Origin of the sequence: Promicromonospora thailandica (genome assembly GCF_024171955.1) — a bacterium.
Taxonomy (GTDB): Bacteria; Actinomycetota; Actinomycetes; order Actinomycetales; family Cellulomonadaceae; genus Promicromonospora; species Promicromonospora thailandica.
On record NZ_JAMTCS010000012.1, the window covers coordinates 120,509 to 144,997 of the forward strand.

Consider the following 24,489-nt stretch of genomic DNA (forward strand, 5'->3'; position numbering starts at 1 on the left):
CCATGACGACCCCCAACGAGCACATGCCCGGTACCCCGGACGACGGGCTGCCGAACGACGACGAGTTGACCGCCATGGTGTACGGCTCGACCGAGGTCGAGGCGTACGGGCTGGACCAGGGTGCAGCTCTGGTCCAGCCGGACGGCACCGACGACGAGGACAACGCTCTCTCGGGCGAGGTGATCGACCCTGAGCCCGCTCGGGAGCCGGAGGCGGCCCCTCGGGCGCCTCAGGTGATCCAGCACCGCCCGACGGCCGACCGCCGCCAGGTGCTGCCGGACTGGCTCCGTTCGCGTGAGGCGTTCGTCGCCTCGGCGCGCTGGGCCGTGGGCTACGGCTCGCACGTCTGCGCGTACCACGCGGTTCGTCTGCCCCTGTACGCGCTGCGCCTCGCGGGGCGTGCCCCGATCGGTGCGGGCCGGATCACCGCGGCTGTGTGGCGGTGGGCTGCCGACACGGAGAACACCGAGGTCCGGCGCGCGCTGCTGGCCTCGACGAAGTCGGACCCGAACGCGTTCCTGCGGGTCCGGAAGGAGACTCGCGGCCAGGCCCAGCGCCGTGGTGCTCTGGCCGTGTTCGGCCTGGCGGGCGCCTCGGGTGTCGCGGCGGGTGTGGCGACCATGGCCGACCCGGTGTGGCAGGCCGCCACCGCTGCCGTAGCCCTGGGCGTGCTTGGCGTCGTCGGGCGCAAGCGTGACGCCAAGATCACCGGGGAGGCGATGGCGTCGGCCAAGGTGCCGCCGCTGACCGCTGACCTGATCCGTGACGCCCTGCTGTCTCTCGGGCTGGGGTCCATGGGCGCGGTGAAGAACGACCGTGACGCGGTCCGGTTCCTGGCCATCGCCCGGGACGGCGCAGGGTTCCGCGCTGACATCGACCTCCCGCCGGGCGCGACCGCGTCGGAGGTGATGGACAAGCGGTCCAAGTTGGCCTCCGGCCTGCGCCGTCCGATCGGGTGCGTGTGGCCCGAGGGCGACCCCGAGGTCCATGAGGGCCGCCTGGTCCTGTACGTGGGCGACCGCTCCCTGGCCCAGTCCGGGGCCGCGTCGTGGCCGCTGGCGAAGAAAGGCGGCGCGAACATCTTCGAGCCCATCCCGCTCGGGGTGGACCAGCGCGGCCGCCGTGTGGACGTCACCCTCATGTACGCCTCCGGGATCATCGGGGCCGTCCCGCGCATGGGCAAGACGTTCACGCTCCGCCTTCTGCTGCTCGCGGCTGCTCTCGACCCTCGGGTGGAGATCCACGCGTACGACTTCAAGGGCGGGGCCGACCTGGACCCGCTGGCGAAGATCGCGCACGCCTACCGCTCCGGTGACGACCCGGAGGACATGGCTGCCCTGCTGGCCGACCTGCGCGCTCTGGTCAAGGAGTTCCGCCGCCGCTCCAAGGTGCTCCGCTCGCTGCCGCGTGACGTGGTGCCTGAGGGCAAGGTCACCGACGAACTGGCCTCCCGCAAGGATCTGGGGCTGCACCCGATCTTCGTCGCGTTCGACGAGACGCAGATCATGTTCGAGCACGACCAGTACGGCGCCGAGGCCCGCTCCATCGTGGAGGACCTCGTCAGGCGCGGCCCGGCGGTCGGGATCATGGTGTGGCTCGCCACCCAGCGCCCCGACGCCAAGTCGATCCCTACGTCGATCAGCGCCAACGCGACCAAGCGGCTGTGCCTGCGCGTCATGGGCCAGGTCGAGAACGACATGGTGCTCGGGACCTCGATGTACAAGAACGGCATCCGGGCGACCATGTTCGGTTCCCGGGACCTGGGCATCGCCTACCTCGCCGGTGAGGGCGACGACCCCGTCATCGTCCGCACCTCCTACGTGGACGGTCCGGCGGCCGACACGATCACCGACCGCGCCCACGCCGTCCGCAAGGCCCAGGGACGCCTCACGGGGCTTGCCGCCGGGGACGTCGAGGCCGACACCGACACGGGCACGGTGCTGGACCACCTGTTGGCCGTCTGGCCTGCCGAGGACCCGGCATGGCCGAACGGCAAGGTCTGGTCCGACGACCTGGCGGCCCGCCTCGGGGAGCACCTGCCCTCGCTGTACGAGGGGTGGACCGGCGCCCAGGTCAACGCCGCCGTCAAGCCCCACGGCATCCGCACTGTCCAGGTCAAGCACGACGGCACCAACAAGCGCGGGCTGTCCCGCGCCGACGTCGTCACCGAACTCGGTGACGCCGCCGACCTGCCCGACTTCACCGCTCTCACCGACCAGAAGGAGGACTGACCATGAGCACCAACGACACCACCCCGCGCGGCGGCTCCCGTCGCCTGGTCCTCGGAGGCGCCGTCTCTGTCGCGCTCATCTCCACCGTGTCCGCCTACCTCGCCATGGTGGGGTTCGGGCGCGACGTCCTGGGCATGGACGCCGCCACCGCGTACACCACGGCCGGTGTCTTCGAGCTGTCGCTCGTGACGGTCGCTCTGCTGGCTCGTGAGGCCGCTCGGGACAACCGCCCCGGCGGCACCCTGCTCACGCTCACGTGGGCGCTGTCGTCCGCCTCGGGCGTGTTCGCCGCCGTCCACGAGGTCTACCTCGGGCACCCCGCCGGGGCGGTCCTGTTCCGGTTCGTCGTGCCGCTTCTGGCCGCCCTGATGTGGCACCTCGCCCTGATCGGTGACCGCCACCTCGCGTCCGGCGCGTCCTGGTCGAGCATGCGGCAGTCCGCTCGGATGCACGCCCTGTTCCTCACCACAGAGGACGCTGTCCGGGCGCACGCCGCCGACGACGGCACCCCCGCCGCCCGCCGCGCCATTGTCCGGGCCGAGGCCCGCCGCCGGGCCGCCCGCGCGGTCGCCCTGCGGACCGTGCCGCCCGCCGAGATGCGCACCCGGACCGTGGAGTGGCTGGACTCGCTGTCCGCCGTCGCGGACGCCGTGACCGACGTCGCCCGCCTGCACGTCGAGGCCAACAACCGCGTCGCCGGTTTCGTGTCCGCCCCGGTCATGTCCGGGCCGGACTACGAGGACCGTGCCGCCGACGCTGTCCGGGCTGAACTGGCGGACATCGTCACAGAGGCTGACCGGCTGTCTGCCACCCCGGCGGCCGGTCAGGACACCACCGCTGTCCGATCTACCGTCCGGGCCGCTGTCCGCCCGTCCAAGCCCCGGACGGTCCGCCCTACCGCGTCAGCCGGTGACCGGGCTGTCCGCCTCGACATCGTGTCCGGGCTGCTGTCCACCAACCCGGACGCCACCGCAAGCGACGCCCTGTCCGCCCTGGCGGCCGAGGGCCACCACGTCACCGACCGGACCGCGCGCCGCCTGCTGGCCGACGCTCGCCCCGCCGACGTCGCCACCGTCGCCGCTGCCTGACCGAGAGGAGCCCGCCATGAACCGCAACGACACGAGCACCGAGGGCATGAGCCCTGCCGAGTACGCCGAACTGGTCCGCGAGGGCCGCGAACTGGTCGCCGCCGTCGAGCGCGCCACGCGCCGCACGGGTGCCGTGTTCGTCGTGACGATGGGCCTGACGATCGCCGCGACCGCCCTCGGGCTGCCCGTGGTCGGCGAGGTCGCCGCCGTGGTCGCCGTGATCGCGTTCACCGCCGCCCTGGTCATGCTCATGGCTCGCATCGCCCTGGGACCCATGCCCGCCGAGGTAGGTCCCGCCGCCCCCTCGGGCGCCGTCGCGGTGCCCCAGATCGGTAGCGGAAGCCCTGCTACCGGTAGCGGCGCCGCTACCGCCGAAAACGGCGTGATTCCGCCGAAGTAGCGGGGTAGCGCCCCCTGACGGCGCACCCCAAAACCCCTCCACACGCACCGCCAAGGGCACGGCGGGCCGCTACCGCTACCCGCCGTGCCCCTACCCCACCCATGCCAAAAACAGGCCGCGCACGTGGCCACCACCGGAGAGGAACGCCCGAGATGAGCACAGCAACGCGCTGGACCAGCACGCACGCGGGCAGCACGACCGCCGAACGGCGCCGTGGCGTCCTGCTGGCTACAGCCCTGGAGTATGCGAACCGGGGCTGGCACGTCTTCCCCCTGACCCCGGGCGGCAAGCGCCCCGCGACGCCGCGTCACGCCGTCACCGACTGCGACGGGTCGGACCCGTGGTGCCGGAACGGGCACACGGGGTGGGAGCAGCGCGCCACCACCGACACCACTCGGATCACCCGGGCGTGGACCGCCCAAGCGTACGGCGTCGGCATCGCGTGCGGTCCCTCGGGGCTGCTGGTGATCGACACCGACACCCCCAAGCCCGGTAGCACGGTCTCGACGTCGGGTGAGGGCACGCTGGCCGCCCTCGCCGCCGACCACGGCGGCGCCGAGGGGCTGCCTGCCACGTGGACCGTGACCACGCCCTCGGGCGGTGTGCACCGGTACTACAGCACCGGCCACCTGACCACGACCCTCGGGAACACGGCCGGTCGTCTCGGCGCCCTGATCGACACCCGGGGCATGGGCGGGTACGTGGTCGCACCGCCGACCGTGACCGACGCCGGGCGGTACGAGGTGACGGCCGACGCCGAGGCCGCCCCGCTGCCCGCCTGGCTGGTCCAGCACCTGACCACGCGCCCAGCCGCACCGACCCGCGTTCACGAGCTGCGCCCCGTGACGCACCACTCCGCCTACCTGCGAGCCGTGCTCGCCAAGGAGGCACAGCACGTCCGCGAGGCCACCGAGGGCGGCCGGAACCACGGCCTGTTCGCCGCCGCGTGCTGCCTCGGAGAACTGATCGCGGGCGGCTCGCTGACCGAGTCCGAGGCCGCCGGGGTGCTGCTGGACGCGTGCGCCGGCCACATCGCCAACGGCGCGTTCACCGAGGCCGAGGCGTGGCAGACGATCCGCTCTGGCTTCCGTCGCGGGGCCGCCAAGCCCCGCACCGCCGCATGAGCCACCACCACCCGACCACCACCGAGGGAGAGGCCGTCATGGACACCAACCTCACCAGCACCGACTACGGGACCGCATGGAAGTGCGACGCGGTCAACGGCCCGCACATCTGCCACCTGACCACCGGACACCCGGGCGACCACGTGTGCGCCGGATGCCACGACCTGTGGAACCGAGGCCCGTGGGACGACGAGGTCGAGCCGTGGGACGACAACCCGTGGCAGGGCTCCACGTGCCTCGACGACCTGAACGACCACCTGCGCGCCGACGAGGAGGCGAATCGATGACCGCCACCACCCCCGACACCTACGCGGGTGACCTCGACGTCGAGTCGGTGTTCTGGGAGGCCCGACCGGAACTCGCCGCCGTGCGCCAGACCGCGCGTGCTGCCCTGGCCTCTCCCTGGGCCGTCCTGGGCTGCGTGCTGGCCCGTGTGGCGCTCTCCGTGCCGCCCTCGGTCGTCATCCCGCCCCTGGGCAACGACCGCTCCGCCGTGGCGTCACTGAACGTGTTCGTGGGCTTGGTCGGACCGTCTGGCGTCGGCAAGGGTGTCGCGACCCGCGCCGCCGAGGACTTCCTCGACATTCAGCCCGGGGCCGGTCGCCTGATCGTCGAGGTGCCCCTCGGGTCCGGTGAGGGCATCTCCCACATGTTTATCCACACCGACAGCGAGGGCGAGGAGACCCCCGCTATCCACTCCGTGTGGTTCGACGTCCCGGAGATTGACACCCTCACCGCGCTCATCGGTCGCAAGGCATCGACCCTGGCGTCTGAGGTCCGCAAGATGTTCTCGGGGGAGGGACTGGGCTTCCAGAACTCCGACCCGACCCGCCGCAAGATCGTGCCCAGCCACTCCTACCGGGCCGCCATCGTGGCGGGTGTCCAGCCGAGCAAGGCTGGACCACTGCTCGACGACGCGGCGGGCGGTACGCCTCAGCGGTTCCTGTGGCTGCCCGCCACCGACCCCGGCGCGCCGGACGTCGCACCTGACGCCCCCGCGCCGCTGGCCTGGTCCAGCCCCGTGCTGGCCACCGAGCACCGCCGCACGCCGCTGAACGTGGCCGCGTCGATCAAGACCGTTCTGCGGGCCGAACGGCTCGCGCGGCTGCGCGAGGAACTGACCGACGACAACGGCCAACAGTCCCTTGTGCGACTGAAGGTCGCCGCCCTGCTCGCGCTGCTCTCCCGGCGCCTCGACGTCACCGAGAGTGACTGGCAGCTCGCGGACTACATCATGGGCGTCTCCGACCGCACCCGGACGCGGATGTACGACGCGCTACGCGCCGACGCCGCCAAGGCCGCCCGCGACCGGGCCGAGGCCCGCGCCGCGTTCGACGAGCACCAGGACGACGCCGCCGTACACCGCACCGCCGACAAGATCCTCGCCCGGCTCTCCACCGACCCGACCCCGGCAAGCGTGGTCCGGTCCGCCCTGGGCAAGAACCTCCGCGAGTACATCGAGGCCGCCGTAGACAGCCTCATCCGTCGCGGCCTGGTCGAGCGCCTCGACGACGAATACCAGGGCCGCCCCCGCGTCCTGCTCCGCTTGCGGGCCTGACGCTCAGCCCTGGCATGTGCCAGGGCTGCCAGGGCTGGAAATGCCATGACTGAAACACCAGGTCAGAGGCCAAAAACCAGCCCTGGCACGTCAGCCCTGGCAGCCCTGGCACATGCCAGGGCTGAGCCCCCGCCGACCACGACCCACCACACCCGCTCAACACACCAGGGAGACCCCGTCATGGCCACCGCGACACCGCCGGTCTACACCGCGACTGAGCCCACGATCACCGCCGTCGTGCCCCTGCTGTACCGCGTCGAGGAAGCCGCCGAAGCGCTCCGGCTCTCCCGCTCGCAGGTCTACGAACTGATCCGCTCCGGTGCCCTGCGCACCGTCAAGATCGGTGGCCGCCGCCGCGTGCCGGTCACCGCCTGCACCGAGTACGTCAACACCCTGGAGGTAGCCGCATGACCGAGGAAACGACGAAGCCGCGCCGCTCGCGCGGAGAGCGAAGCGTCTGGTTCGACGAGAGCCGCAACAGGTGGATCGCAGAGGCCACGGTCGGCTACAGCGGGTCCGGAAAGCGGATCCGGCGTAAGGGCTCTGGGACCAGCAAGTCCGCCGCCCTCGCGGCCCTCAAAGAGCGGATCGACGACTACAAGAAGGGCCTTGGCCCCAACGCCGAGAAGTACACCGTGGCTAACGCCATCTCCGACTGGCTGGAGTACGGCCACGGCGACGTGGACGTGGACACGTTCAAGCGACACGACTACCTCTCCCAGCACGTCGTCAAGGCCCTCGGGGCTCGCAAACTGCGAGACCTTAGGACGCGAGAGGTCGAGGCGTTCCTCAAGACTCTCGCGCCGACCCACGCGACCCGGACGATCCGCGACATCAAGTGGTGCCTCAACATCGCTGTCAGGCGAGCGATGGCGCGGGACCTGATCGACCGGAACGTGGTCGATCTGGCCGAGGTGCCGCGCGGCCTGCCCGGGCGCCCCTCCAAGTCGCTCACGAAGGAACAGGCGATAGGCGTAGTGACGCTCACCAAGGCGCACTGGATCTACCCGTACATCGTCGTGTCACTGCTCACCGGCGTGCGCACCGAGGAAACGCGCGCCCTGCTCTGGGAGGACGTGGACCTGGACAGCACGCCCGCGACCATCACTGTCCTCCGTTCGGTGCGGAAGACTGGCGACACCAAGACACAGAAGTCCCGCCGGGGCCTCGCGATCGGCGAACTAGTGGTGGACGTGCTCCGGAGGCACCGAGACGCACAGGAACGACTGCGTGCCGACGCTGGCGCGGCCTGGACAGAGACCGGCCTGGTGTTCACCACGAAGGCGGGTACCGGCCTCGACGCCGCCAATGTCCGCCGGGCTCTGCGTAGCGCGCTACGGCTGGTCCCCGGCATCGTCCCCGGCGATTGGGCGCCGCGCGAACTGCGGCACTCGTTCACCTCGATCATGTCGGAAGAGAAGGTGCCCCTGGAAGAGATCGCCCGCGTGCTCGGGCACTCCGGAACGGCGGTCACGGAGAAGGTCTACCGTCACGAGCTGCGGCCTGTGATCGAGACCGGCGCGACCGTCATGGATCGAGTCTTCACGGTCCAAGACGTCGGCCCGGGCTGGCACATGCAACCGCTGTTCGGGGTGCAGGACGCCGAGGGGCCGAAGGGTGCCTAGTCCCTCAGTTAGTCCCCCGGCGGCCTGACGGCGGCAAACTCTAGAGAAATGAGAAGGCCCTCTGTGCCAGCGTTTATGCTGGTCAGAGGGCCTTTTCCATGGTCGGGGTGACAGGATTTGAACCTGCGACCTCTTCGTCCCGAACGAAGCGCGCTACCAAGCTGCGCCACACCCCGATGGAGCTCACCGCACGTCAGGCACGAAGCCCTTCCGCGGAAGCCTGCTCAGAATAGCCGACGCATGGCCCGGAACGGAAACCGAATGCGGGGTGGGTCCCGTCACTCCCGTCCCGGGCCTGCTCGGAGGGGTTACGCGAGCTCGACGACGAGCTCCACCTCGACCGGCGCGTCCAGTGGGAGGACGGCCACGCCGACGGCGGAACGTGCGTGCAGGCCGGCGTCGCCGAAGATCTCACCGAGCACCGTCGAGGCGCCGTTGATCACGCCGGGCTGCCCGGTGAAGGCCGGGTCGCTCGCGACGAAGCCCACCACCTTGACGATCCGAGAGACGGCGTCGAGCGACCCGGTGACCGACCGGACGGCGGCCAGCGCGTTGAGGGCGCAGATGCGGGCGTAGCCCGCGGCGTCGTCCGGCGAGACCAGGCCCTCGCCCTCGCCCACCTTGCCGGTGGCGGCCAGGGTGCCGGCCGTGAAGGGGAGCTGGCCGGAGGTGTAGACGTAGCGGCCCGTCTGCACGGCCGGGACGTAGGCCGCGACCGGTGCCGCGACCTCGGGAAGCGTGATGCCCAGCTCGGCGAGGCGCTGCTCGTGGCTCATGCGTCACCGCCCGTGGGGCGCTTCAGGTAGGCGACCAGCCCGGTGCCGTCGGGGCCGGGGACCACCTGCACGAGCTCCCAGCCGTCCGAGCCCCACTGGTCGAGGATCGCCTTGGTGTTGTGAATGAGGAGGGGGATCGTCGCGTACTCCCACTTCGTTGCCATGCAGGCGATGCTAGCCCGCTCGCGCCTCGTGCGATTCCGCACGAGACCTGCACACTGGCGGACGTCGGTTTCGGGGTGCTCCGTCCTGGACACCCCGTAATCTGGGCCCATGGCCATGGCTAACCCTCGCGAGCCGCGCCGGATCACTCGGACCATCCCAGCGGCCCAGCTCATCGGACTCCTCCTCGCTTTCGTCCTCACCGCCGGTGCCGGCGGCGTCATCGCGGCCGGTCTGGTGATCCCGCTGGCGTCCGGTGTGGACACGGCGGTGGACACCGGTGTCGAGGTGTTCAACGAGGTGCCGGACGAGCTGGTCCCCGGACCGCTGTCCGAGCAGTCGGTGATCTACGCGAGCGACAACAAGACGAAGCTGGCCACGTTCTACGCGCAGAACCGCATCGTGGTGCCGCTCGACAAGGTCGCGGACACCATGAAGCACGCGGTCATCGCGATCGAGGACGAGCGGTTCTACGCGCACGGTGGCGTCGACCCCGAGGGCATCTCGCGCGCCGCCGTCAAGAACTTCGGTGGCGGCGACATGCAGGGCGCCTCGACCCTCACGCAGCAGTACGTGAAGAACGTGCTCATCGAGGAGGCCGTGCGGAGCGACGACACCTTCGGTGCCCTCGAGGCAGCCGAGAGCTCGCTCACGCGCAAGCTCCGCGAGGCGAAGCTGGCCATCGCGCTCGAGAAGGAGATGTCCAAGGACGAGATCCTGCAGGGCTACCTGAACATCGCGCAGTTCGGCCGCTCCGTGTACGGCGTCGAGACGGCCGCCAGGTACTACTTCAACAAGTCGTCGAGCAAGCTGTCGGTCGTCGAGGCGGCCACCATCGCGGGCATCACGAAGTCGCCGAGCGCCTTCGACCCGGTCGCCAACCCCGAGGAGGCCGAGGTCCGGCGCAACCTCGTGATCGGCAAGATGTGGCAGCTCGGCTACATCACGACCGCCGAGCGGGACGAGGCGATGGCGACGAAGCTCGCGGACACGCTGAACGTGCAGCCGCTCGAGGTCGGGTGCGACGCGGCCAAGGGCGCAGCCTTCTTCTGCGACTACGTCATCAAGGAGGTCATGGCGAGCCCCGAGTTCGGGAAGACTCGTGACGACCGCTACGACCTGCTCTACCGCGGTGGCCTGCGGATCGTGACGACGCTCGACATGAAGATGCAGCGCGCCGCCGAGAAGACCGTGGCCGAGGGTGTGCCCAGCGACAACCCCTACGGCCTGGAGGCCGCGGTGACGTCGGTGGTCCCGGGCACCGGCGAGATCCGGGCGATGGCCCAGAACCGGCCGTACGACGCGACGTCGAACCCCGCGGCGGGCACGACGGCGCAGAACTACTCGGCCGACTACAACCACGGCAACTCGCGTGGTTTCCAGGTGGGGTCGAACTTCAAGCCGTACGTGCTGGCCGAGTGGCTGCGCAGCGGGCACCAGCTCTACGACTCGGTGAGTGCCGGCTCCTACGCGCCGTACGAGACCGAGTTCACGGCCAACGGATGCGTGCATGCCTTCACTCACCAGCCGTGGCCGGTGCGCAACGTCGAAGGGTCCACGTCGGGGAACGTCAGTGTGCTCCAGGGCACGTTCCAGTCGCTGAACACGGTCTACGCGCGCATGTCGCAGCAGATCGACCTCTGCAACCTCCAGAAGACCGCATGGGACGTCGGCTTCCGTCCGATGACCTCGGCCATGACCTACGAGGCCGAGCGCACGTTCCGGACGATCGACGAGCCGCAGCAGAAGGACATCGACGTGGTCGCCTCGATGACGCTCGGCACCCAGGCGTCGACGCCGCTCAACCAGGCGGCGGCCTACGCGACCTTCGCCTCGGGCGGCACCTACTGCGAGCCCGTCGCGATCCTCGAGGTCAAGGATCACGAGGGCAAGAAGATGAAGGTGCCCGGGGCGAACTGCAAGCAGACCCTCGAGCCCAACGTCGCGAACACCGTGGCCTTCGCGATGACCAAGGTCTTCAGCACGAGCCCATGGGGCACGGCCTGGTCGATCGCCCCCGGCCTGGCCGACGGCCGCCCGGTGGCTGGCAAGACCGGCACCACGAACGGCGCGACGCAGAGCTGGTTCACCGGGTACACACCGGAGCTGTCCACATCGGTCTGGGTCGGCGAGGCCAGCGGTGAGACCAACCACATGAACGTCATCCTTCCGTCCACCGGTTGGTACAACGCATCGCCCAAGGTCGGGCCATTGTTCGGCGGTACCGCTGCGGCTCCGACCTGGCGCCGCTACATGGACCAGGCCATGGTCGGCCTGCCAGAGACCGCGTTCCCTGCTCCCGACCCGAACCTCGTGGGCAAGAAGCCGGCCCCGCCGAAGGTCGAGAAGCCGGACAGCGGCGACAACGACGGCGGCGGCGACTCGGGCGATGGCGGCGGCGAGGGCGGCGGCCCGGGCGGCGGCGGCCCGGGCGGCGGCCGTGGCGGGGACGACTGATCCGGATGGCCACGCTGGGTGACGTCGGCAAGGCGCTCGGGATCGCCGGGGGCCTTGCCGTCGCCGGACTGGCCTACGCGCACCTGGAGACCAAGCTCTTCCGGGTGCGCCGGGTCACCGTGCCGCTGCTGCCCGCGGGGGAGCGACCGATCCGCGTGCTCCAGGTCTCCGACCTGCACCTCACGCCCAGCCAGCGCACCAAGCAGGCGTGGGTGCGGTCCCTGGCCGACCTCGAGCCCGACCTCGTGATCAACACGGGCGACAACTTCGGGCACGTCCAGGCCCTGGACCCGCTGCTCGACGTGCTGGGCCGGCTGATGGACGTCCCGGGCGCCTTCGTCATGGGGTCGAACGACTACTACGCGCCGTCGTTCAAGAACCCCGCGCGGTACCTGCTCAAGGACGCCCGCGTGGACCGCGACGACAAGGTGGCGCTGCCGTCGGAGTCGCTCGCCAAGTCGTTCACGGCCGCCGGCTGGGTCGATCTCGACAACAGCCGCGGCCTGGTCGAACTGCGCGACGGGCGCACCGTGGGTCTCGTGGGGATGGACGATCCGCACCTGGACCGCGACGTCATGCCGGAGCCGGGCCGCGTGCCGGGCGAGGAGGACGCGGTGCTGCGCCTCGGCGTCGTGCACGCGCCCTACCGGCGCGTGCTGAACCAGCTCAAGGACGACGGTGTGGACGCCATCATCGCGGGCCACACGCACGGCGGGCAGCTCTGCCTGCCGTGGTACGGCGCGCTGGTGACCAACTGCGACCTGGACCGGGGCCGGGCCTCCGGCCTGCACGGCTGGCCCGGGCCACGCCCGGACCGCGAGGGCGGGGAGGACTCGACGTGGCTGCACGTCTCGGCGGGGGCCGGTACGTCGCCGTACGCGCAGGTGCGCTTCGCGTGCCGCCCGGAGGCGACGCTGATGACGCTGACGGCGCGGGTGCGCTGACAGCGTGACGGGTACGCGGATCCGGACCCGTCTGTCAGGCCGGGTGCTGGCGACTACCGCGGTGGCGGGCGGCGCGGCCCTGACGGTCATGACGCCCTTCTCGGTGGCGGTGCTGCTCGGACTGACAACACCCCGGTGCGGACCGGTGCTGTTCGACGCCTGCGGGGCGCCGTCGCCCTGGTGGGTCAGCGCCGTCTACTTCCTTGCCGCCGCACTCCTGCTGGCGGTGCCCCCGGTCGCGGCCCTGGCGGTGTGGCGGAGCTCCTGGTCGCGGGCCGGCCTGGCCCTGGGCCTGCTCGTCCTCGGGCTGGTCGTGCTCGCCGCGCCCTCCTGGTCGTCCGCGCGACACAACGACGTCGTATCGGTGTTCACGGTGCGCTCGTCGAGGGATACTTTTGGCCCCATGCCATCTGCGCACCCGAACGATCTGGGAACCGATGCCTGTGCTGCAGCACCCAACGGCATGTTCGAGCGTGGCCCCCAGGCCTGCGATCGGCTTCAGCTTCCATGACGGATGAGGATATGAATCCGGTGCGGGCGGGTCGGGACCGGCGCCTTCCGTTGACGATCGCAATCGTCGTCGGCGCGATCGTCATAGTGGCGGTGCCGTTCGTGTTCACCCTAGCGGTAGCGTTTGCTTCGGCGAGTGATTGCGGTCCGATGTTCTTCGGAACCTGTTCCTCTGCCTCGCCCTGGTGGGTCAGCGCCAAGTTCTTTCTCTCGGCGCTCATCCTGGCCAGCGTCCCGGTGGCGGCGGGACATGCTGGGTGGAAGTGGTCCTCGTCATGGGGCTACGGATCCGTGGGACTGTTTGTTCTAGGGATCCTCGTCTTTTTTGCTCCGACCCCGTAGCCGGGTGCGGGTTGATCGCCACGTCGGTCACGTCAGATGGCCTGGGCCTCTCGGCCCAGGCCATCCAGGGTCACTGCTCAGCGCGCGCGGCGCTCCAGCCGGTCAAGATCCAGCAGCACCACCGCGCGCCCCTCGCGTCGCACCCAGCCGCGGGTCGCGAAGTCGGCCAGCGCCTTGTTCACGGTCTCGCGCGAGGCACCGACGAGCTGTGCCAGCTCCTCCTGCGTGAGGTCGTGCGCCACGCGGATGCCGTCGTCGTTGGGCTCGCCGAAGCGGGTCGACAGGTCCAGCAGCGCCTTGGCCACGCGGCCCGGGACGTCGGAGAACACGAGGTCCGCGAGCGTCTCGTTGGTGCGGCGCAGGCGGCGCGCGAGCGCACCCAGCAGCTGCGTGGCGACACCCGGGTGGTCCGCGATCCAGCGCACGAGGGACTCGTGGCGCAGCTCGTAGACCACCGAGTCGGACACCGAGGAGGCCGACGCCGTGCGGGGACCCGGGTCGAACAGGGAGAGCTCGCCGAACATCTCGCCCGGGCCGAGGATCGAGAGCAGGTTCTCGCGGCCGTCGCTCGACCGCCGTCCCAGCTTGATCTTGCCCTGAGCGATGACGTAGAGCCGGTCGCCCGGCTCGCCCTCGCGGAACAGCACGTCACCCCGCACCAGCTCCACGGGCACCATGGACTCGAAGAGCGCGCGGGTCTCCTCGCCTTCCATGTCCGCGAAGAGGGGGGCAGAGAGTACGACTTCGTCGTCCACCAGGGGTGTCCTCACGTGTCGGGGACTTTCGTCCATCAGTCTTTTCCACCTCTCAGTCTGCCTCAATGTCACGAGATTGCCGGGTCATCGGTGTCTCTCGTGGCGTCCGCGTGGCGTGCAGCCCGACGCGTTCGTCCGCCTCGTGCGGGATGTCGGCTTTGCCGAGTGCGAAGTAGGACGCCCGTCCATAAATCCTAGGGGTGCGACCTGGGAGTTCGGAACGGGCGTCCGCCTACCTCGGTCAGGGGACCTCGCGCTGCTCCGGTCCGACGTACTCGCAGACGGGCCGGATCAGCGAGTTGGCGGCCCGCTGCTCCATCACGTGCGCCGTCCACCCGGTGACGCGGGAGGCCACGAACAGCGGCGTGAAGATGTTCGTGTCGAAACCGATCAGGTGGTACGCCGGCCCGGCCGGGTAGTCCAGGTTGGGCTTGATGTTCTTGCGGCTCGCCATGGCGTTCTCGAGGGTCTCGTACAGGTCGAGCACCTCGGTCTTGCCGTAGTGCTCCGCGAGGTCGCCGAGCACCGCGCGCATGGTCGGCACGCGCGAGTCGCCGTTCTTGTAGACCCGGTGGCCGAAGCCCATGATCTTCTTCTTGCTCGCCAGGGCGTCGTCGAGCCACGCCTCGGCCTTGTCCGCCGAGCCGATCTCCTCGAACGTGGCCTGCACGGCCTCGTTCGCGCCGCCGTGCAGCGGGCCCTTGAGGGCGCCGATGGCGCCCGTGACGGCCGAGTGCAGGTCGGCGAGCGTCGAGGTGATGACGCGCGCGGTGAACGTGGACGCGTTGAACGAGTGCTCGGCGTACAGCACCATCGAGGCCTCGAAGGCCTGCACGACGGCCGGCTCCGCCTCCTCGCCGAACGTCATCCACAGGAAGTTGGCCGAGTAGCCCAGGTCCTCGCGCGGGGGCACGAGCTCCTGGCCGCGCCGGCGGCGCTGGTCCAGCGCGACGACGGCCGGCAGGACCGCCCACAGGCGCAGCGCCTTGGCGAGCTCCGCCTCGGGCGAGGAGTCCTCGGCCTGCGGGTCGTGCGCACCCAGGATCGACACCGCGGTGCGGCACACGTCCATGGGGTGGCAGTCGGTGGGCAGCTCCAGGATCGCGTCCCGGATGTTGTCCGGCAGCTCGCGGTGCACGCGTTCGGCGGCGGTCTGCTCGGCGAGCTGCGCGGGCGTGGGGAGCTCGCCGTGCCACAGCAGGTAGGCGACCTCCTCGAAGGACTTCCGGGCGGCCAGCTCCTGCACCGGGTAGCCCCGGTACAGCAGCGAGTTGGTCTGCGGGTTGACCTTCGAGATCGCCGACGTGTCGGCGACCACACCGGCCAGACCCTTCCGGATCTCGGTGGTCTCGGTCATGCGCACTCCTTCGTGTCGAGACTCAGTCAGGGCTTGTAGGTGAAGACGTTGGAGTCGAAGTGGTTGTAGGCCGCGTAGTCGTTCAGCTCGTAGAGCCGGGCGCGGGTCTGCATCTCGGGCACCAGGTCGGCCTGCGTGCCCGCCGCGGCGATGTGGTCGAGCGCGCGCTCGGCGGCGCCCATCGCGATGCGCAGCAGGGTGACGGGGTAGATGACGAGGCTGACGCCGGCGGTGTGCAGCTGCTCGGCCGTGAAGAGCTCGGACTTGCCGAACTCCGTCATGTTGGCCAGCACCGGAACGTCGAGCGCCGAGGCCACGGCCTCGAACTCCGACAGGTCCGCCATGGCCTCGGGGAAGATGGCGTCCGCCCCGGCGTCGACGAGCGCCTTGGCGCGGTCGATCGCGAGCCGGAGACCACGCTCGCCGGGTTCGGTGCCCCGCACGTCGGTGCGGGCCATGACCAGGAAGTCGGGGTCGCGGCGCCCGTCGACGGCGGCCCGGACGCGGCGCGCGGCGTCGTCCAGCCCGACGACCTCCTTGCCGTCGAGGTGGCCGCAGCGCTTGGGGTTGACCTGGTCCTCGATGTGGATGCCGGCCACGCCGGCGTCCTCCATGGTCTGGACGGTGCGGGCCACGTTCATCGGCTCGCCGAACCCGGTGTCGGCGTCGGCCAGGACGGGCAGGTCGGTGACCCGGGCGATCTGCGCGGACCGGCCGGCCACCTCGGTGAGGGTGGTGAGACCGATGTCGGGCAGGCCCAGGTCGGCGGACAGCACCGCGCCGGAGACGTAGACGCCGTCGAACCCCTTGTCCTGGATGAGCGTCGCGCTCAGCGGGTTGAACGCGCCCGGCAGGCGCAGCAGGTCCGGTCCGGCGAGGGCCTCGCGGAACGCCCGGCGCTTGGCGGCGGGAGTGAGCCGGGAGTAGAGCATCAGCGGGCCCCCGCCTCGACGGGCGCGCCCAGCTCGAACAGGCCGGTGGGTGCCTGGACGGACTCCACGACCCCCGGCGCCGCGACGATCGTGAGCTCGCGGACCTCGGCGGGCGTGAGCTCGGGCAGCCGCTCGGCCAGGCCGAGGAAGCGCTCGATCTCGTCCTCGGCGAGCACGCCCGCGGCGAGGGTGCGGAACTTCGCGACGTAGTTCGCGCGGGCGAACGGCCGGGCGCCGAGCGGGTGCGCGTCGGCGACGGCGATCTCGCGCGTCACGACCTCGCCCGAGGTGAGCGTGATCTCGACGCGGCCGCCGAACGCCTTCTCCGCCGGGTCCGTCGAGTGGTAGCGGCGCGTCCACTCCGCGTCCTCGGCGGTGGTGACCTTGCGCCACAGCTCGACCGTGTCGTGGCGCTGCGCGCGCTGGGGCGCGTAGGAGTCCACGTGGTGCCAGCCGCCGTCCTGCAGCGCGACCGTGAAGATGTACGGCACCGAGTGGTCGAGGGTCTCGCGCGACGCCGTCGGGTCGTACTTCTGCGGGTCGTTCGCGCCCGAGCCGATGACGTAGTGCGTGTGGTGGCTGGTGTGCAGCACGATCGAGGCGACGTTCGCGGGATCCCGCAGCTCGGGGCGCTCGGTGCCGAGCGCCCGGGCCATGTCGATGATCGCCTGCGCCTGGTACTCCGCGGAGTGCTCCTTGGTGTAGGTGTCGAGGATGCCGGTGCGCGGCTCGCCGAGGCCGGGCAGCACCACGTCGTAGGCGGCGTCCGGCCCGTCCAGCAGCCACGCGACGACGCCGTCCTCGCCCTCGTAGATCGGCTCGGGGGAGGTCTGGCCGCGCATGGCGCGGTCCACGGCCTCGACGGCGAGCTTGCCCGCGAACGCGGGGGCGTGGGCCTTCCACGTCGAGATCTGGCCCTTGCGGCTCTGTCGCGTGGCGGTGGTGGTGTGCAGGGCCTGGCCGATCGCCTGGAACACGGTCTCGGTGTCGAGCCCGAGCAGCGTGCCGATGCCCGCAGCCGCGGACGGGCCGAGGTGCGCCACGTGGTCGATCTTGTGCTTGTGCAGGCTGATCGCGCGGACCAGGTCCACCTGGATCTCGTAGCCGGTCACGATGCCCCGGACCAGCTCGGCGCCGGCGCGGCCCGCGTGCTGCGCGACGGCCAGGATCGGCGGGATGTTGTCGCCCGGGTGGGAGTACTCGGCGGCGAGGAAGGTGTCGTGGAAGTCGAGCTCCCGGACGGCGACGCCGTTCGCCCAGGCGGCCCACTCGGGGCTGCTCGTGGCCTCGGGGGCCAGGCCGAACACGGTGGACCCCGGCGTGTAGGGGTGCGCCTGGGCCTGCGACCGGGCGGCGACGGCGGGACCGCGCGTGAGGCTGGCCGCGGCGACGGCGGCGTTGTCGATGACGCGGTTGATCACCATGTCGGTGACCTCGGCCGTCGGCTCGACGGTGTCGGTGGCGAGCTCCGCGAGCTTCCACGCGAGCTGGTCGGTGCGCTCGAGCGGTTCCGCGGAGGGGTAGACGCGGAGGTGGTGCGTATACGGCATGGTGACTCTTCCTCGATTCACAGGGACCGTCGTGGGGTCCGGGGCGCCCTTGACCTTCTCATACTCCGCGTCCTAGGTACACGTCACCGTCCGCCCCGGGCGGTGTCGGTGGCGGTCGCTAGTGTGGCGGGGTGACCACGACACCGAAGGCCCCCGAGAGCCGGCTGTCGCTCGTGCGCCGGGCGCGGCGCGTCAACCGTACGCTCGCCGAGACCTACCCGGACGCGCGCGCGGAGCTGGACTTCACCACGCCCCTGGAGCTGCTGGTCGCCACGGTGCTCAGCGCGCAGACCACCGACGTCCGCGTCAACCAGACCACGCCCGAGCTGTTCGCCAGCTACCCGGACGCGCGCGCGTACGCGGAGGCGAACCCGGAGGAGCTCGAGGAGATCCTGCGGCCGCTCGGCTTCTTCCGGGCCAAGGCGCGGGCGGTGATCGGCCTGGGCGCCGCGCTCGTCGAGCGGTTCGACGGCGAGGTGCCGGGCCGCCTGAAGGACCTGGTGACGCTGCCCGGGGTGGGGCGCAAGACGGCGAACGTGGTGCTCGGCAACGCGTTCGGCGTCCCCGGCATCACCGTGGACACGCACTTCGGGCGCGTCGCCCGGCGGCTCGCGTTCACCACCCAGGAGGACCCGGTCAAGGTCGAGGCCGAGGTGGGGGAGCTGTTCCCGAAGAAGGACTGGACCATGCTCAGCCACCACCTCGTGTGGCACGGGCGGCGCGTGTGCCTCGCGCGCACCCCGGCGTGCGGGGCGTGCAGCATCGCGCACCTGTGCCCGTCGTACGGCGCCGGCGAGACCGACCCCGACAAGGCGGCCAAGCTCGTGCGCCGGGCGCCGGACCGCCCGGCCTCGGCGGGTCTGCCGCTCGTGGTGGCACCCCGCCGCGCCCCGGGCGCTACCTCGGCACAGGGCTGACGCGGGCCAGCCAGTCCAGCAGGATCGTGCTGACGCGGTCCGGCGCCTCCTCGGGCAGGAAGTGCCCGGCGTCCGGGATCAGCTCGTACCTCAGGTCCCGCGCGACGACGACGGCGTCGAGGTCGGCGCGATCTGCGCGGACGAAGCCGTCCCGTCCGCCCTGGAGCTGCAGCGCGGGCACGTCGATCGGACGGCGGAGGGCGGCCCCGAACCGGCGGCCGTCCATCCGCGGCGTGGACCGCACGGCCCACCGCAGCGCCTCCGCGGCCGAGTGTGCCGCGAACGGGATGCGCATGGCGCTGCGGTAGAGCTCCACCGCGTCGTCCGGGAACGGGGCCGCGGCGCCCAGGGCCAGGGTGCGCGCCACGAGGTCGCCCTGGGTCAGCGCGCGCTCGGGCAGCGTGGGCATCTGCAGGTAGGCCAGCTCGCGCAGCGCCGCCGGCGTGAACGCGGCCCGGCCGCCCAGCCGCACCCGCGCGGGGTGCGGGCTCGACAGGACGGCGACCGCCGACGTCGTGCCGGGATGCAGCGCCGCGACCGCCCAGGCCAGCGTGCCGCCCGTCCCGTGGCCCACGACCACCGCGCGCTCGCGCCCGAGCGAGCGCACCACGCCCGCGACGTCGGCGGCGCGGGCCGGCACCCCGTACCCCGACGGCGGCTTGTCCGACCCGCCCGCACCCCGCACGTCCATGGCGGCGACGCGGTACCCGGCGTCGGCCAGCGCGGGGATCTGTGCGCGCCACGCCCACCAGAACTGGGGGTAGCCGTGCAGCAGCACCACCAGGGGCGCCGAACGGTGCTCCGGGCCGGCGACCACCACGTGGAACCGGGAGCCGCCCGACGACACGAACTCGTGCTGCCACGGGCCGTCGACCAGGGCGCACGTGTAGTCGGTGGTGGCTGCCGTGCGTACGGCCGGTCGGGCCGAGAGTGCGGTCACGGGTAAGAACCTACGCGCTCGGTCCCGGGTCCGCGCGGTACCGGCCGTCCTCGAACCCGTCTCAGTGGCCGGTCTGCGCGACCCGCTGCCCCGTCGTCCCCGCACCGGGGTCGTCGGTGGGCTTCGCACCGGGCGCCGGCGTCTGCGCCCCGTTCGCGCCGGTCCCGCGCGCGTCGTCGGCCGCGGGCGCGAGGTCCTCGGCGGGGCGCTGCTCCTTGGGCGGGTCGAAGCGGTAGCCGACGTTGCGCACCGTGCCGATGAGCTGCTCGTGCTCCGGCCCGAGCTTGGCGCGCAGGCGCCGCACGTGGACGTCCACCGTGCGGGTACCGCCGTAGTAGTCGTAGCCCCAGACCTCCTGCAGCAGCTGGGCGCGGGTGAACACACGGCCCGGGTGCTGCACCAGGTACTTGAGGAGCTCGAACTCCTTGTAGGTCAGGTCGATCGGGCGGCCGCGGAGCCGGGCGGTGTACCCGCCGGCGTCGATCGCGAGCTCGCCCGCGGAGATCTCCTGCTGCGACTCCTCGGCCGGGCCGCGCGCCGAGCGCTCCACGACCAGGCGCAGGCGCGCCTCCACCTCGGCGGGCGACGCGGACTCCAGGAGCAGGTCGTCGGCACCCCACTCGTGGGTCACGACCGTCAGACCGCCCTCGGTGAGGATGAGCACGAGCGGCACCGTGAGGCCCGTGGCGTGCAGCAGGCGGCACGTCGTCCGCGCGGCGACGAGGTCACGGCGGGCGTCGAGCAGCACGACGTCCGCGTCGGGGGCGTCGACCAGCGCCGAGGGCTCCATGGGGAGCACCCGCACCCGGTGCGACAGCAGCCCCAGCGCGGGAAGCACCTCGGCCGACCCGCCGGTGACGGGTGTGAGGATCAACAGCTCTGCCATCGACGCACCTCCTCTCGGAACCGGCGTCTTGCAACCGTCCCTGGCTCGGGTCCCGCGGGTGGCGAGACGTCCCGTCGCGTCCAACTGGCTGTGCGGAAGTCTGCCCTGTTGCTTGTTGCGTGCATGTTACACGTCCTTTTCCTGGTCACCACCATGCTGGTCAGCGCCCGTGACGGTCGCATGACGCTGCTGTTGCCCGGCGGTCAGGAAGCCCCGATTGAGGGAACCGGGACAGACTCTGGAAAACTCTGGGTCGTGTCCGTCTCCACCCGCGCCGTGACCACCGCCGCGCTCGCGGCCGTTGTCGCCGCCGCGTCCTACGTCCAGCCCCGGCCGCTCCCGCTCGCTGCGGCCGTCGTGGTCCTGGTGGTCCTCGTCGCGCTCGGCTGGCCGTCGCTGCTGCGGCTGCCCGCACCGGGCAGCACGCGCCTGGTCGTGGCCCTGTGCGGCGTCGGGGGAGCGGCCGTCACCTACCTCACCCCCGGCGAGCCGGTGCTGCGGCACCTGCCGATCGTGCTGGCGGGCGCGGTCGTGCTCGCGTTCGTGGCGCAGATGCTGCGCCGGGACGGCAGGCCGCAGCTCACCGAGTCCGTCTCGGGAACGGTGGCCGGGGTCGTCTCCGCCGTCGCCGCCTCGGGCTGGATCGCGGCCGCGCGGTCGGACGCCGGGGCCGCGCTGGTGGTGACGAGCGCCGTGGCGCTGGCCGTCGCCGCGGCGGTGTCCGCGCTGCCTCTGCGCGGGTGGGTCGCGCTCGGGGTCTCCGCCGCCGCCGCGGTCGTGGTGGGCGGCGGTGCGGGGACGCTCCTGCCGAACATCGACACCGTGAGCGGCCTGTGGTCCGGGCTGGTCGCGGGGCTCGTCGTCGGCGCGCTGCACCTGCTGCTGGAGCGCCTGCCGACGCGCGGCGCGCGGCTGGCCGGCCTCTCGGCGAGCACGCTGCCTGTGGCGGTGTGCGGCATCCTCGTGTTCGTCGTGGGGCGCATGGTCATCCTGTGAGCCCCGGGCGTGCGCCTCAGGCCTGCCGGATCATCTCGCCGGCGATCTCGATGCGTACCTTCTTGGCGACCAGGACGCCGCCCGCCTCGAGCGCGACGTTCCAGAGCAGGCCCCAGTCCTCGCGCTCGATCTCGCAGCTGCCGTGGAAGCCGAAGATGTCCTGCCCGTAGGGGTCGTGGCCCACGCCGCCGAACTCGCACTCGAGCGTCACCGGCCGCGTGACGCCGCGCACCGTGAGCAGGCCGTCCATGAGGAACCTGGTGAAGGCGCCGTCGGCCTGCGGGTCGTGCGGGAGCCGGCCGCCCGTGCCGGCCTTGAGGCGCGCCCACGAGAAGATCGGGTCGACCTCGGCCTGCATGCGCAGGCCGGTGCTGCGGAACTCGATGGTCGGGTGGTTCTCGACGTCCAGGAAGTCGGGGCTCTTGAGGTGCGTGTCGCGGTCGGGCACGTGCGTGTCGATCGACTCCGCCCGGATGGTGCAGGACACCTGCGACGCGAGCGGGTCGTCGGCGACGACGACGGTGGCCTCACCCTCGGCGAACTCGCCCCGCACCGGGCTGACCATCATGTGCATGGCGAGGAAGCCGAGCCGCTTGTGGTTCTGGTCGAGCGCGTACGTCCCGGCCGCCGGAATGGTCAGACCGTTCCAGGTTCGGGTTGGCAAAACGTCCATTCCAGCGATTTCTCCCAGATATATGCGAATGCATGCACGCTACCACCGCGGTCCGGACCGGCTGCCGGGTCCGCGGCGCACGGAGGCCAGGGGTGGTAGGGGTTCCGGTCAAGGAAATCACGCGCCCGGGTCACCGGGGGGGTGCTTCACCCGGAGTGTGACCGTCCTCATTCCGTCCTTATCGCGGACACCGGGTTGTCCGGACACGCCGGACAAGGCATCGTGGGCGGAATGCTGGGACAGGTGATTGCGCTGGTCGTGCTCGTGCTGGGCACCGCTGCGCTCGGAGTGTGGTGGTCGGCCCGGCAGGGTGCCGTGCGCGCGCCGCGGGAGACGCCGGCCGGGATCGACTGGGCGGCCTCCGGGATCGCGCTGGAGGACCGCGTGACCTTCGTGCAGTTCTCGGCAGAGGTCTGTGCCGCGTGCCGGTCGACGGCACGCGTGCTGGGCGGTCTCACCGGGGCGGGTTCCGGCGTCGGCCACCGGGAGGTGCTGGTGGACGACCACCTCGACCTCGTGCGGAGCCTGGGCGTGCTGCGCACCCCGACGGTGCTCGTGGTCGACGGCGGTGGCCGGGAGGTGGCCCGCATGAGCGGCGTCGTCTCCGACACGCAGGCGCGCCAGGCGCTGACCCGGATCTCGGCCGCCGTGGCCGGACCCGACCGAGAGGGGCAGGCATGAGCAACGGGATGATCGACCCGCGCGGACCGCGCGTGGGGGCCAGCATCACCGCGGTGCTGCTGGCGGCGGTGGTGCTGCTCGGCGCGAGCACCGCGGGGCTCTGGCTGCTGACGTTCATCCTGCTGAGCTTCCTGCTCGGCACGCTGCGCGGCGCCGAGGGCACCTGGCAGGGGTTCCTCTTCAAGAAGCTCGTGCGCCCGCGCCTGGGCCCGCCCGCGGAGATGGAGGACCGGCGCCCGCCGCGGTTCGCGCAGGGCATCGGCCTCTTCGTCACCGCCGTGGGCGTGGTGCTCGGCGCCTTCGGCGTGCTCGTCGCCGTGCCGATCGCGGCCGCCGTCGCCTTCGTCGCCGCGGCGCTGAACGCGGTCATCGGCCTGTGCCTCGGGTGCGAGCTGTACCTGCTGATGCGGCGGACGGGCCTGGTCCGGGCCTGAGGCCCGTCAGTACACCAGCGCCTGTGCGCCGTCGCGGAGGATCTCCTCCGTGAACAGCGCCGACCCCGCGATGCGCACGCCGGGCAGCACGTCGGCCTCCGTGATGCCGCGCCGTGCCGCGCACTGCGTGCACAGCGTCACGGTGCCCGCGGCCAGGACGGCGTCCAGCAGGTCGGGCAGCGGCGTCGCGTGCTCGAGCGCGAGGTCCGCCGCGCGTCCCGGCAGGGCGAACCAGGCCGACTCCCCGGTGAGCCAGAGGCTCACCTCCGCGCCGGACGCCACCGCCGCGGCGGCGACGGTGAACGCCTGGTTGGTGGCCTCGGGCCGGTCCAGGCCGGCAGTGGTCTTGATCACGAGCTGACGCATGCCAAGGACTGTAAGCCGTGGACCGTTAGGATCGGGACCATGTCGATCCATGCCCTCGAGCTCATCTTCACCGGCCTCATCGTGGCGGTCGCCGTGGCGGTCGCCTGGTTCGCCGGTTACGTCGTCTACAAGCTGTACACCGGCCAGCGCTGATGACGTTCACGTTCCCCGACGGTCTCTCGCCCGAGGTCTACCCGCTCGCCTGGCTCGTCGGCCGGTGGCGCGGCGAGGGTGTGATCGAGTACCCGACCCTCGGCAAGAAGACGTTCGTGCAGGACCTCGTGTTCGACCACGACGGCGGCCCGTACCTGCGGTTCGAGTCCACGCTGCGCGTGCTCGACGGCGCCGTGCCGGACAAGCTGCCCGCCGACGGCGAGTGGCCGGCACCCGTGCCGGACCCGACCGAGGCCGCCGAGCCGACCGACGGCACCGACGTCGCGGACGCCGGCACGGTCTGGTCCACGGAGACCGGCTACTGGCGCGTCTCGACCGACCGGCCCGAGGGCCTGGAGGACGAGAAGCACGCGCTCGAGGTGCTCGTGGCCGACGCCTCGGGCCGCATCACGGTCTACGTCGGCGCCGCGGGCAACGGGCGCATCGACCTGGCGTCGGACGCGATCGCACGGACGTCGACGTCGTCCGAGGTGCGCGCGTCGAAGCGGCTGTACGGGCTGGTCCAGGGCCGGCTGCTGTGGGTCGAGGAGCTCGCCGCGTTCGGCGAGCCGCTGCGCTCCTACGCGTCGGCGGAGCTGGACCGGCAGTGAGCGACCCGGCGGGAATGTCCC

Annotated in this window: 26 protein-coding genes and 1 tRNA gene; 16 read left to right on the top strand and 11 right to left on the bottom strand. The window is 71.7% G+C overall.

Translation table 11 applies throughout. The features are described 5' to 3' along the window. Nucleotides 1-2: 2 nt before the first annotated feature. The 8 genes from APR03_RS19010 (at nt 3) to APR03_RS19045 (ending at nt 8,026) form a co-directional block, all read left to right on the top strand. Nucleotides 3-2,231, top strand: coding sequence for an FtsK/SpoIIIE domain-containing protein (locus tag APR03_RS19010; protein ID WP_253838171.1), 2,229 nt, complete (start codon nt 3-5; stop codon nt 2,229-2,231). Nucleotides 2,232-2,233: 2 nt separating this feature from the next. Then, nucleotides 2,234-3,319: a hypothetical protein gene (locus tag APR03_RS19015; RefSeq protein WP_253838172.1), complete on the top strand. Its 1,086-nt coding sequence runs from the start codon at nt 2,234-2,236 to the stop codon at nt 3,317-3,319. 16 nt (nt 3,320-3,335) lie between these two features. Beyond that, on the top strand, nt 3,336-3,719 hold the full coding sequence (locus tag APR03_RS19020; protein ID WP_253838173.1) for a hypothetical protein: 384 nt from the start codon (nt 3,336-3,338) through the stop codon (nt 3,717-3,719). A gap of 152 nt (nt 3,720-3,871) precedes the next feature. Continuing rightward, complete coding sequence (locus APR03_RS19025; RefSeq protein ID WP_253838174.1) at nt 3,872-4,843, top strand: bifunctional DNA primase/polymerase; 972 nt, start codon at nt 3,872-3,874, stop codon at nt 4,841-4,843. Continuing rightward, nucleotides 4,840-5,130: a hypothetical protein gene (locus APR03_RS19030; RefSeq protein WP_253838176.1), complete on the top strand. Its 291-nt coding sequence runs from the start codon at nt 4,840-4,842 to the stop codon at nt 5,128-5,130. Before APR03_RS19025 ends, APR03_RS19030 begins: the two co-directional genes overlap by 4 nt. Then, nucleotides 5,127-6,401: a hypothetical protein gene (locus APR03_RS19035; protein WP_253838178.1), complete on the top strand. Its 1,275-nt coding sequence runs from the start codon at nt 5,127-5,129 to the stop codon at nt 6,399-6,401. Before APR03_RS19030 ends, APR03_RS19035 begins: the two co-directional genes overlap by 4 nt. A 180-nt stretch (nt 6,402-6,581) precedes the next feature. Next, entirely contained in the window at nt 6,582-6,812 is a 231-nt protein-coding gene (locus tag APR03_RS19040; protein ID WP_253838180.1) for a helix-turn-helix domain-containing protein, read from the top strand. After that, on the top strand, nt 6,809-8,026 hold the full coding sequence (locus APR03_RS19045; RefSeq protein ID WP_253838182.1) for a site-specific integrase: 1,218 nt from the start codon (nt 6,809-6,811) through the stop codon (nt 8,024-8,026). The genes APR03_RS19040 and APR03_RS19045 overlap by 4 nt, the downstream gene beginning before the upstream one ends. Nucleotides 8,027-8,125: 99 nt before the next feature. Here the strand turns inward: APR03_RS19045 and APR03_RS19050 are convergent. The 3 genes from APR03_RS19050 to sp36 form a co-directional block, all read right to left on the bottom strand. Then, nucleotides 8,126-8,202, bottom strand: a tRNA-Pro gene (locus APR03_RS19050). Between the two features lie 132 nt (nt 8,203-8,334). Then, nucleotides 8,335-8,802: a RidA family protein gene (locus APR03_RS19055; RefSeq protein ID WP_253838184.1), complete on the bottom strand. Its 468-nt coding sequence runs from the start codon at nt 8,800-8,802 to the stop codon at nt 8,335-8,337. Continuing rightward, on the bottom strand, nt 8,799-8,966 hold the full coding sequence (gene sp36, locus APR03_RS19060) for a Sp36 family protein (protein ID WP_020017885.1): 168 nt from the start codon (nt 8,964-8,966) through the stop codon (nt 8,799-8,801). Before sp36 ends, APR03_RS19055 begins: the two co-directional genes overlap by 4 nt. 109 nt (nt 8,967-9,075) lie before the next feature. Between sp36 and APR03_RS19065 the strand changes: the two genes are divergently transcribed. The 3 genes from APR03_RS19065 to APR03_RS19075 are packed head-to-tail and all read left to right on the top strand — an operon-like array spanning nt 9,076 to nt 12,876. Beyond that, complete coding sequence (locus APR03_RS19065) at nt 9,076-11,421, top strand: transglycosylase domain-containing protein (protein ID WP_253838186.1); 2,346 nt, start codon at nt 9,076-9,078, stop codon at nt 11,419-11,421. A 5-nt stretch (nt 11,422-11,426) separates the two neighbouring features. Beyond that, the gene (locus tag APR03_RS19070; protein WP_253838188.1) at nt 11,427-12,365 is read left to right on the top strand and encodes a metallophosphoesterase; all 939 of its coding nucleotides are present in this window, start codon (nt 11,427-11,429) and stop codon (nt 12,363-12,365) included. A gap of 4 nt (nt 12,366-12,369) precedes the next feature. Further along, nucleotides 12,370-12,876: a hypothetical protein gene (locus tag APR03_RS19075; RefSeq protein ID WP_253838190.1), complete on the top strand. Its 507-nt coding sequence runs from the start codon at nt 12,370-12,372 to the stop codon at nt 12,874-12,876. Nucleotides 12,877-13,294: 418 nt separating this feature from the next. Here APR03_RS19075 and APR03_RS19080 read toward each other — a convergent pair whose 3' ends face one another. From APR03_RS19080 to APR03_RS19095, 4 genes are all read right to left on the bottom strand, one after another. Next, nucleotides 13,295-13,972 carry a Crp/Fnr family transcriptional regulator gene (locus APR03_RS19080; RefSeq protein ID WP_116677089.1) on the bottom strand — a complete coding sequence of 226 codons (678 nt, stop codon included), beginning with the start codon at nt 13,970-13,972 and terminating at the stop codon, nt 13,295-13,297. A 241-nt stretch (nt 13,973-14,213) separates the two neighbouring features. Then, complete coding sequence (locus APR03_RS19085; RefSeq protein ID WP_253838200.1) at nt 14,214-15,329, bottom strand: bifunctional 2-methylcitrate synthase/citrate synthase; 1,116 nt, start codon at nt 15,327-15,329, stop codon at nt 14,214-14,216. 26 nt (nt 15,330-15,355) lie between these two features. Then, nucleotides 15,356-16,261 carry a methylisocitrate lyase gene (gene prpB / locus APR03_RS19090; RefSeq protein WP_253838202.1) on the bottom strand — a complete coding sequence of 302 codons (906 nt, stop codon included), beginning with the start codon at nt 16,259-16,261 and terminating at the stop codon, nt 15,356-15,358. Beyond that, nucleotides 16,261-17,811, bottom strand: coding sequence for an MmgE/PrpD family protein (locus tag APR03_RS19095; protein ID WP_253838204.1), 1,551 nt, complete (start codon nt 17,809-17,811; stop codon nt 16,261-16,263). The genes prpB and APR03_RS19095 overlap by 1 nt, the downstream gene beginning before the upstream one ends. 131 nt (nt 17,812-17,942) lie before the next feature. Between APR03_RS19095 and nth the strand changes: the two genes are divergently transcribed. Next, nucleotides 17,943-18,728, top strand: coding sequence for an endonuclease III (gene nth / locus APR03_RS19100; protein WP_253838206.1), 786 nt, complete (start codon nt 17,943-17,945; stop codon nt 18,726-18,728). On the opposite strand, the gene APR03_RS19105 is transcribed toward nth, so the two are convergent. Both APR03_RS19105 and APR03_RS19110 read right to left on the bottom strand, forming a co-directional pair. Then, a complete protein-coding gene (locus tag APR03_RS19105; RefSeq protein ID WP_253838209.1) occupies nt 18,709-19,668 on the bottom strand; it encodes an alpha/beta fold hydrolase in 960 nt (319 codons plus the stop codon). The two genes, nth and APR03_RS19105, sit on opposite strands and share 20 nt — an antisense overlap. A gap of 61 nt (nt 19,669-19,729) precedes the next feature. Further along, the gene (locus APR03_RS19110; RefSeq protein WP_253838211.1) at nt 19,730-20,554 is read right to left on the bottom strand and encodes a winged helix-turn-helix transcriptional regulator; all 825 of its coding nucleotides are present in this window, start codon (nt 20,552-20,554) and stop codon (nt 19,730-19,732) included. A 255-nt stretch (nt 20,555-20,809) separates the two neighbouring features. Here APR03_RS19110 and APR03_RS19115 point away from each other — a divergent pair, with 255 nt between their 5' ends. Next, nucleotides 20,810-21,550 (top strand): hypothetical protein, encoded by a 741-nt coding sequence (locus tag APR03_RS19115; protein WP_253838213.1) that lies wholly within the window; start codon nt 20,810-20,812, stop codon nt 21,548-21,550. A 16-nt stretch (nt 21,551-21,566) separates the two neighbouring features. Here the strand turns inward: APR03_RS19115 and APR03_RS19120 are convergent, their stop codons facing one another. Beyond that, nucleotides 21,567-22,223, bottom strand: coding sequence for a YceI family protein (locus APR03_RS19120; RefSeq protein WP_253838215.1), 657 nt, complete (start codon nt 22,221-22,223; stop codon nt 21,567-21,569). 243 nt (nt 22,224-22,466) lie between these two features. Between APR03_RS19120 and APR03_RS19125 the strand changes: the two genes are divergently transcribed. Both APR03_RS19125 and APR03_RS19130 read left to right on the top strand, forming a co-directional pair. After that, on the top strand, nt 22,467-22,904 hold the full coding sequence (locus tag APR03_RS19125; RefSeq protein WP_253838217.1) for a thioredoxin family protein: 438 nt from the start codon (nt 22,467-22,469) through the stop codon (nt 22,902-22,904). Continuing rightward, nucleotides 22,901-23,338 (top strand): DUF4395 domain-containing protein, encoded by a 438-nt coding sequence (locus APR03_RS19130; protein WP_253838219.1) that lies wholly within the window; start codon nt 22,901-22,903, stop codon nt 23,336-23,338. Before APR03_RS19125 ends, APR03_RS19130 begins: the two co-directional genes overlap by 4 nt. A 6-nt stretch (nt 23,339-23,344) precedes the next feature. On the opposite strand, the gene APR03_RS19135 is transcribed toward APR03_RS19130, so the two are convergent. Continuing rightward, complete coding sequence (locus APR03_RS19135; RefSeq protein WP_253838221.1) at nt 23,345-23,704, bottom strand: DsrE family protein; 360 nt, start codon at nt 23,702-23,704, stop codon at nt 23,345-23,347. Nucleotides 23,705-23,856: 152 nt separating this feature from the next. Here APR03_RS19135 and APR03_RS19140 point away from each other — a divergent pair, with 152 nt between their 5' ends. After that, nucleotides 23,857-24,468: a heme-binding beta-barrel domain-containing protein gene (locus APR03_RS19140; protein WP_253838223.1), complete on the top strand. Its 612-nt coding sequence runs from the start codon at nt 23,857-23,859 to the stop codon at nt 24,466-24,468. The last annotated feature ends 21 nt before the right edge of the window (nt 24,469-24,489 follow it).

Bases quoted from the DNA above. Each gene is read 5' to 3' on its own strand.
- APR03_RS19010 (WP_253838171.1), top strand. From the start codon at position 3: ATGACGACCCCCAACGAGCACATGCCCGGTACCCCGGACGACGGGCTG.
- APR03_RS19015 (WP_253838172.1), top strand. From the start codon at position 2,234: ATGAGCACCAACGACACCACCCCGCGCGGCGGCTCCCGTCGCCTGGTC.
- APR03_RS19020 (WP_253838173.1), top strand. From the start codon at position 3,336: ATGAACCGCAACGACACGAGCACCGAGGGCATGAGCCCTGCCGAGTAC.
- APR03_RS19025 (WP_253838174.1), top strand. From the start codon at position 3,872: ATGAGCACAGCAACGCGCTGGACCAGCACGCACGCGGGCAGCACGACC.
- APR03_RS19030 (WP_253838176.1), top strand. From the start codon at position 4,840: ATGAGCCACCACCACCCGACCACCACCGAGGGAGAGGCCGTCATGGAC.
- APR03_RS19035 (WP_253838178.1), top strand. From the start codon at position 5,127: ATGACCGCCACCACCCCCGACACCTACGCGGGTGACCTCGACGTCGAG.
- APR03_RS19040 (WP_253838180.1), top strand. From the start codon at position 6,582: ATGGCCACCGCGACACCGCCGGTCTACACCGCGACTGAGCCCACGATC.
- APR03_RS19045 (WP_253838182.1), top strand. From the start codon at position 6,809: ATGACCGAGGAAACGACGAAGCCGCGCCGCTCGCGCGGAGAGCGAAGC.
- APR03_RS19055 (WP_253838184.1), bottom strand. From the start codon at position 8,802: ATGAGCCACGAGCAGCGCCTCGCCGAGCTGGGCATCACGCTTCCCGAG.
- sp36 (WP_020017885.1), bottom strand. From the start codon at position 8,966: ATGGCAACGAAGTGGGAGTACGCGACGATCCCCCTCCTCATTCACAAC.
- APR03_RS19065 (WP_253838186.1), top strand. From the start codon at position 9,076: ATGGCCATGGCTAACCCTCGCGAGCCGCGCCGGATCACTCGGACCATC.
- APR03_RS19070 (WP_253838188.1), top strand. From the start codon at position 11,427: ATGGCCACGCTGGGTGACGTCGGCAAGGCGCTCGGGATCGCCGGGGGC.
- APR03_RS19085 (WP_253838200.1), bottom strand. From the start codon at position 15,329: ATGACCGAGACCACCGAGATCCGGAAGGGTCTGGCCGGTGTGGTCGCC.
- prpB (WP_253838202.1), bottom strand. From the start codon at position 16,261: ATGCTCTACTCCCGGCTCACTCCCGCCGCCAAGCGCCGGGCGTTCCGC.
- APR03_RS19095 (WP_253838204.1), bottom strand. From the start codon at position 17,811: ATGCCGTATACGCACCACCTCCGCGTCTACCCCTCCGCGGAACCGCTC.
- APR03_RS19110 (WP_253838211.1), bottom strand. From the start codon at position 20,554: ATGGCAGAGCTGTTGATCCTCACACCCGTCACCGGCGGGTCGGCCGAG.
- APR03_RS19120 (WP_253838215.1), bottom strand. From the start codon at position 22,223: ATGGACGTTTTGCCAACCCGAACCTGGAACGGTCTGACCATTCCGGCG.
- APR03_RS19130 (WP_253838219.1), top strand. From the start codon at position 22,901: ATGAGCAACGGGATGATCGACCCGCGCGGACCGCGCGTGGGGGCCAGC.
- APR03_RS19135 (WP_253838221.1), bottom strand. From the start codon at position 23,704: ATGCGTCAGCTCGTGATCAAGACCACTGCCGGCCTGGACCGGCCCGAG.
- APR03_RS19140 (WP_253838223.1), top strand. From the start codon at position 23,857: ATGACGTTCACGTTCCCCGACGGTCTCTCGCCCGAGGTCTACCCGCTC.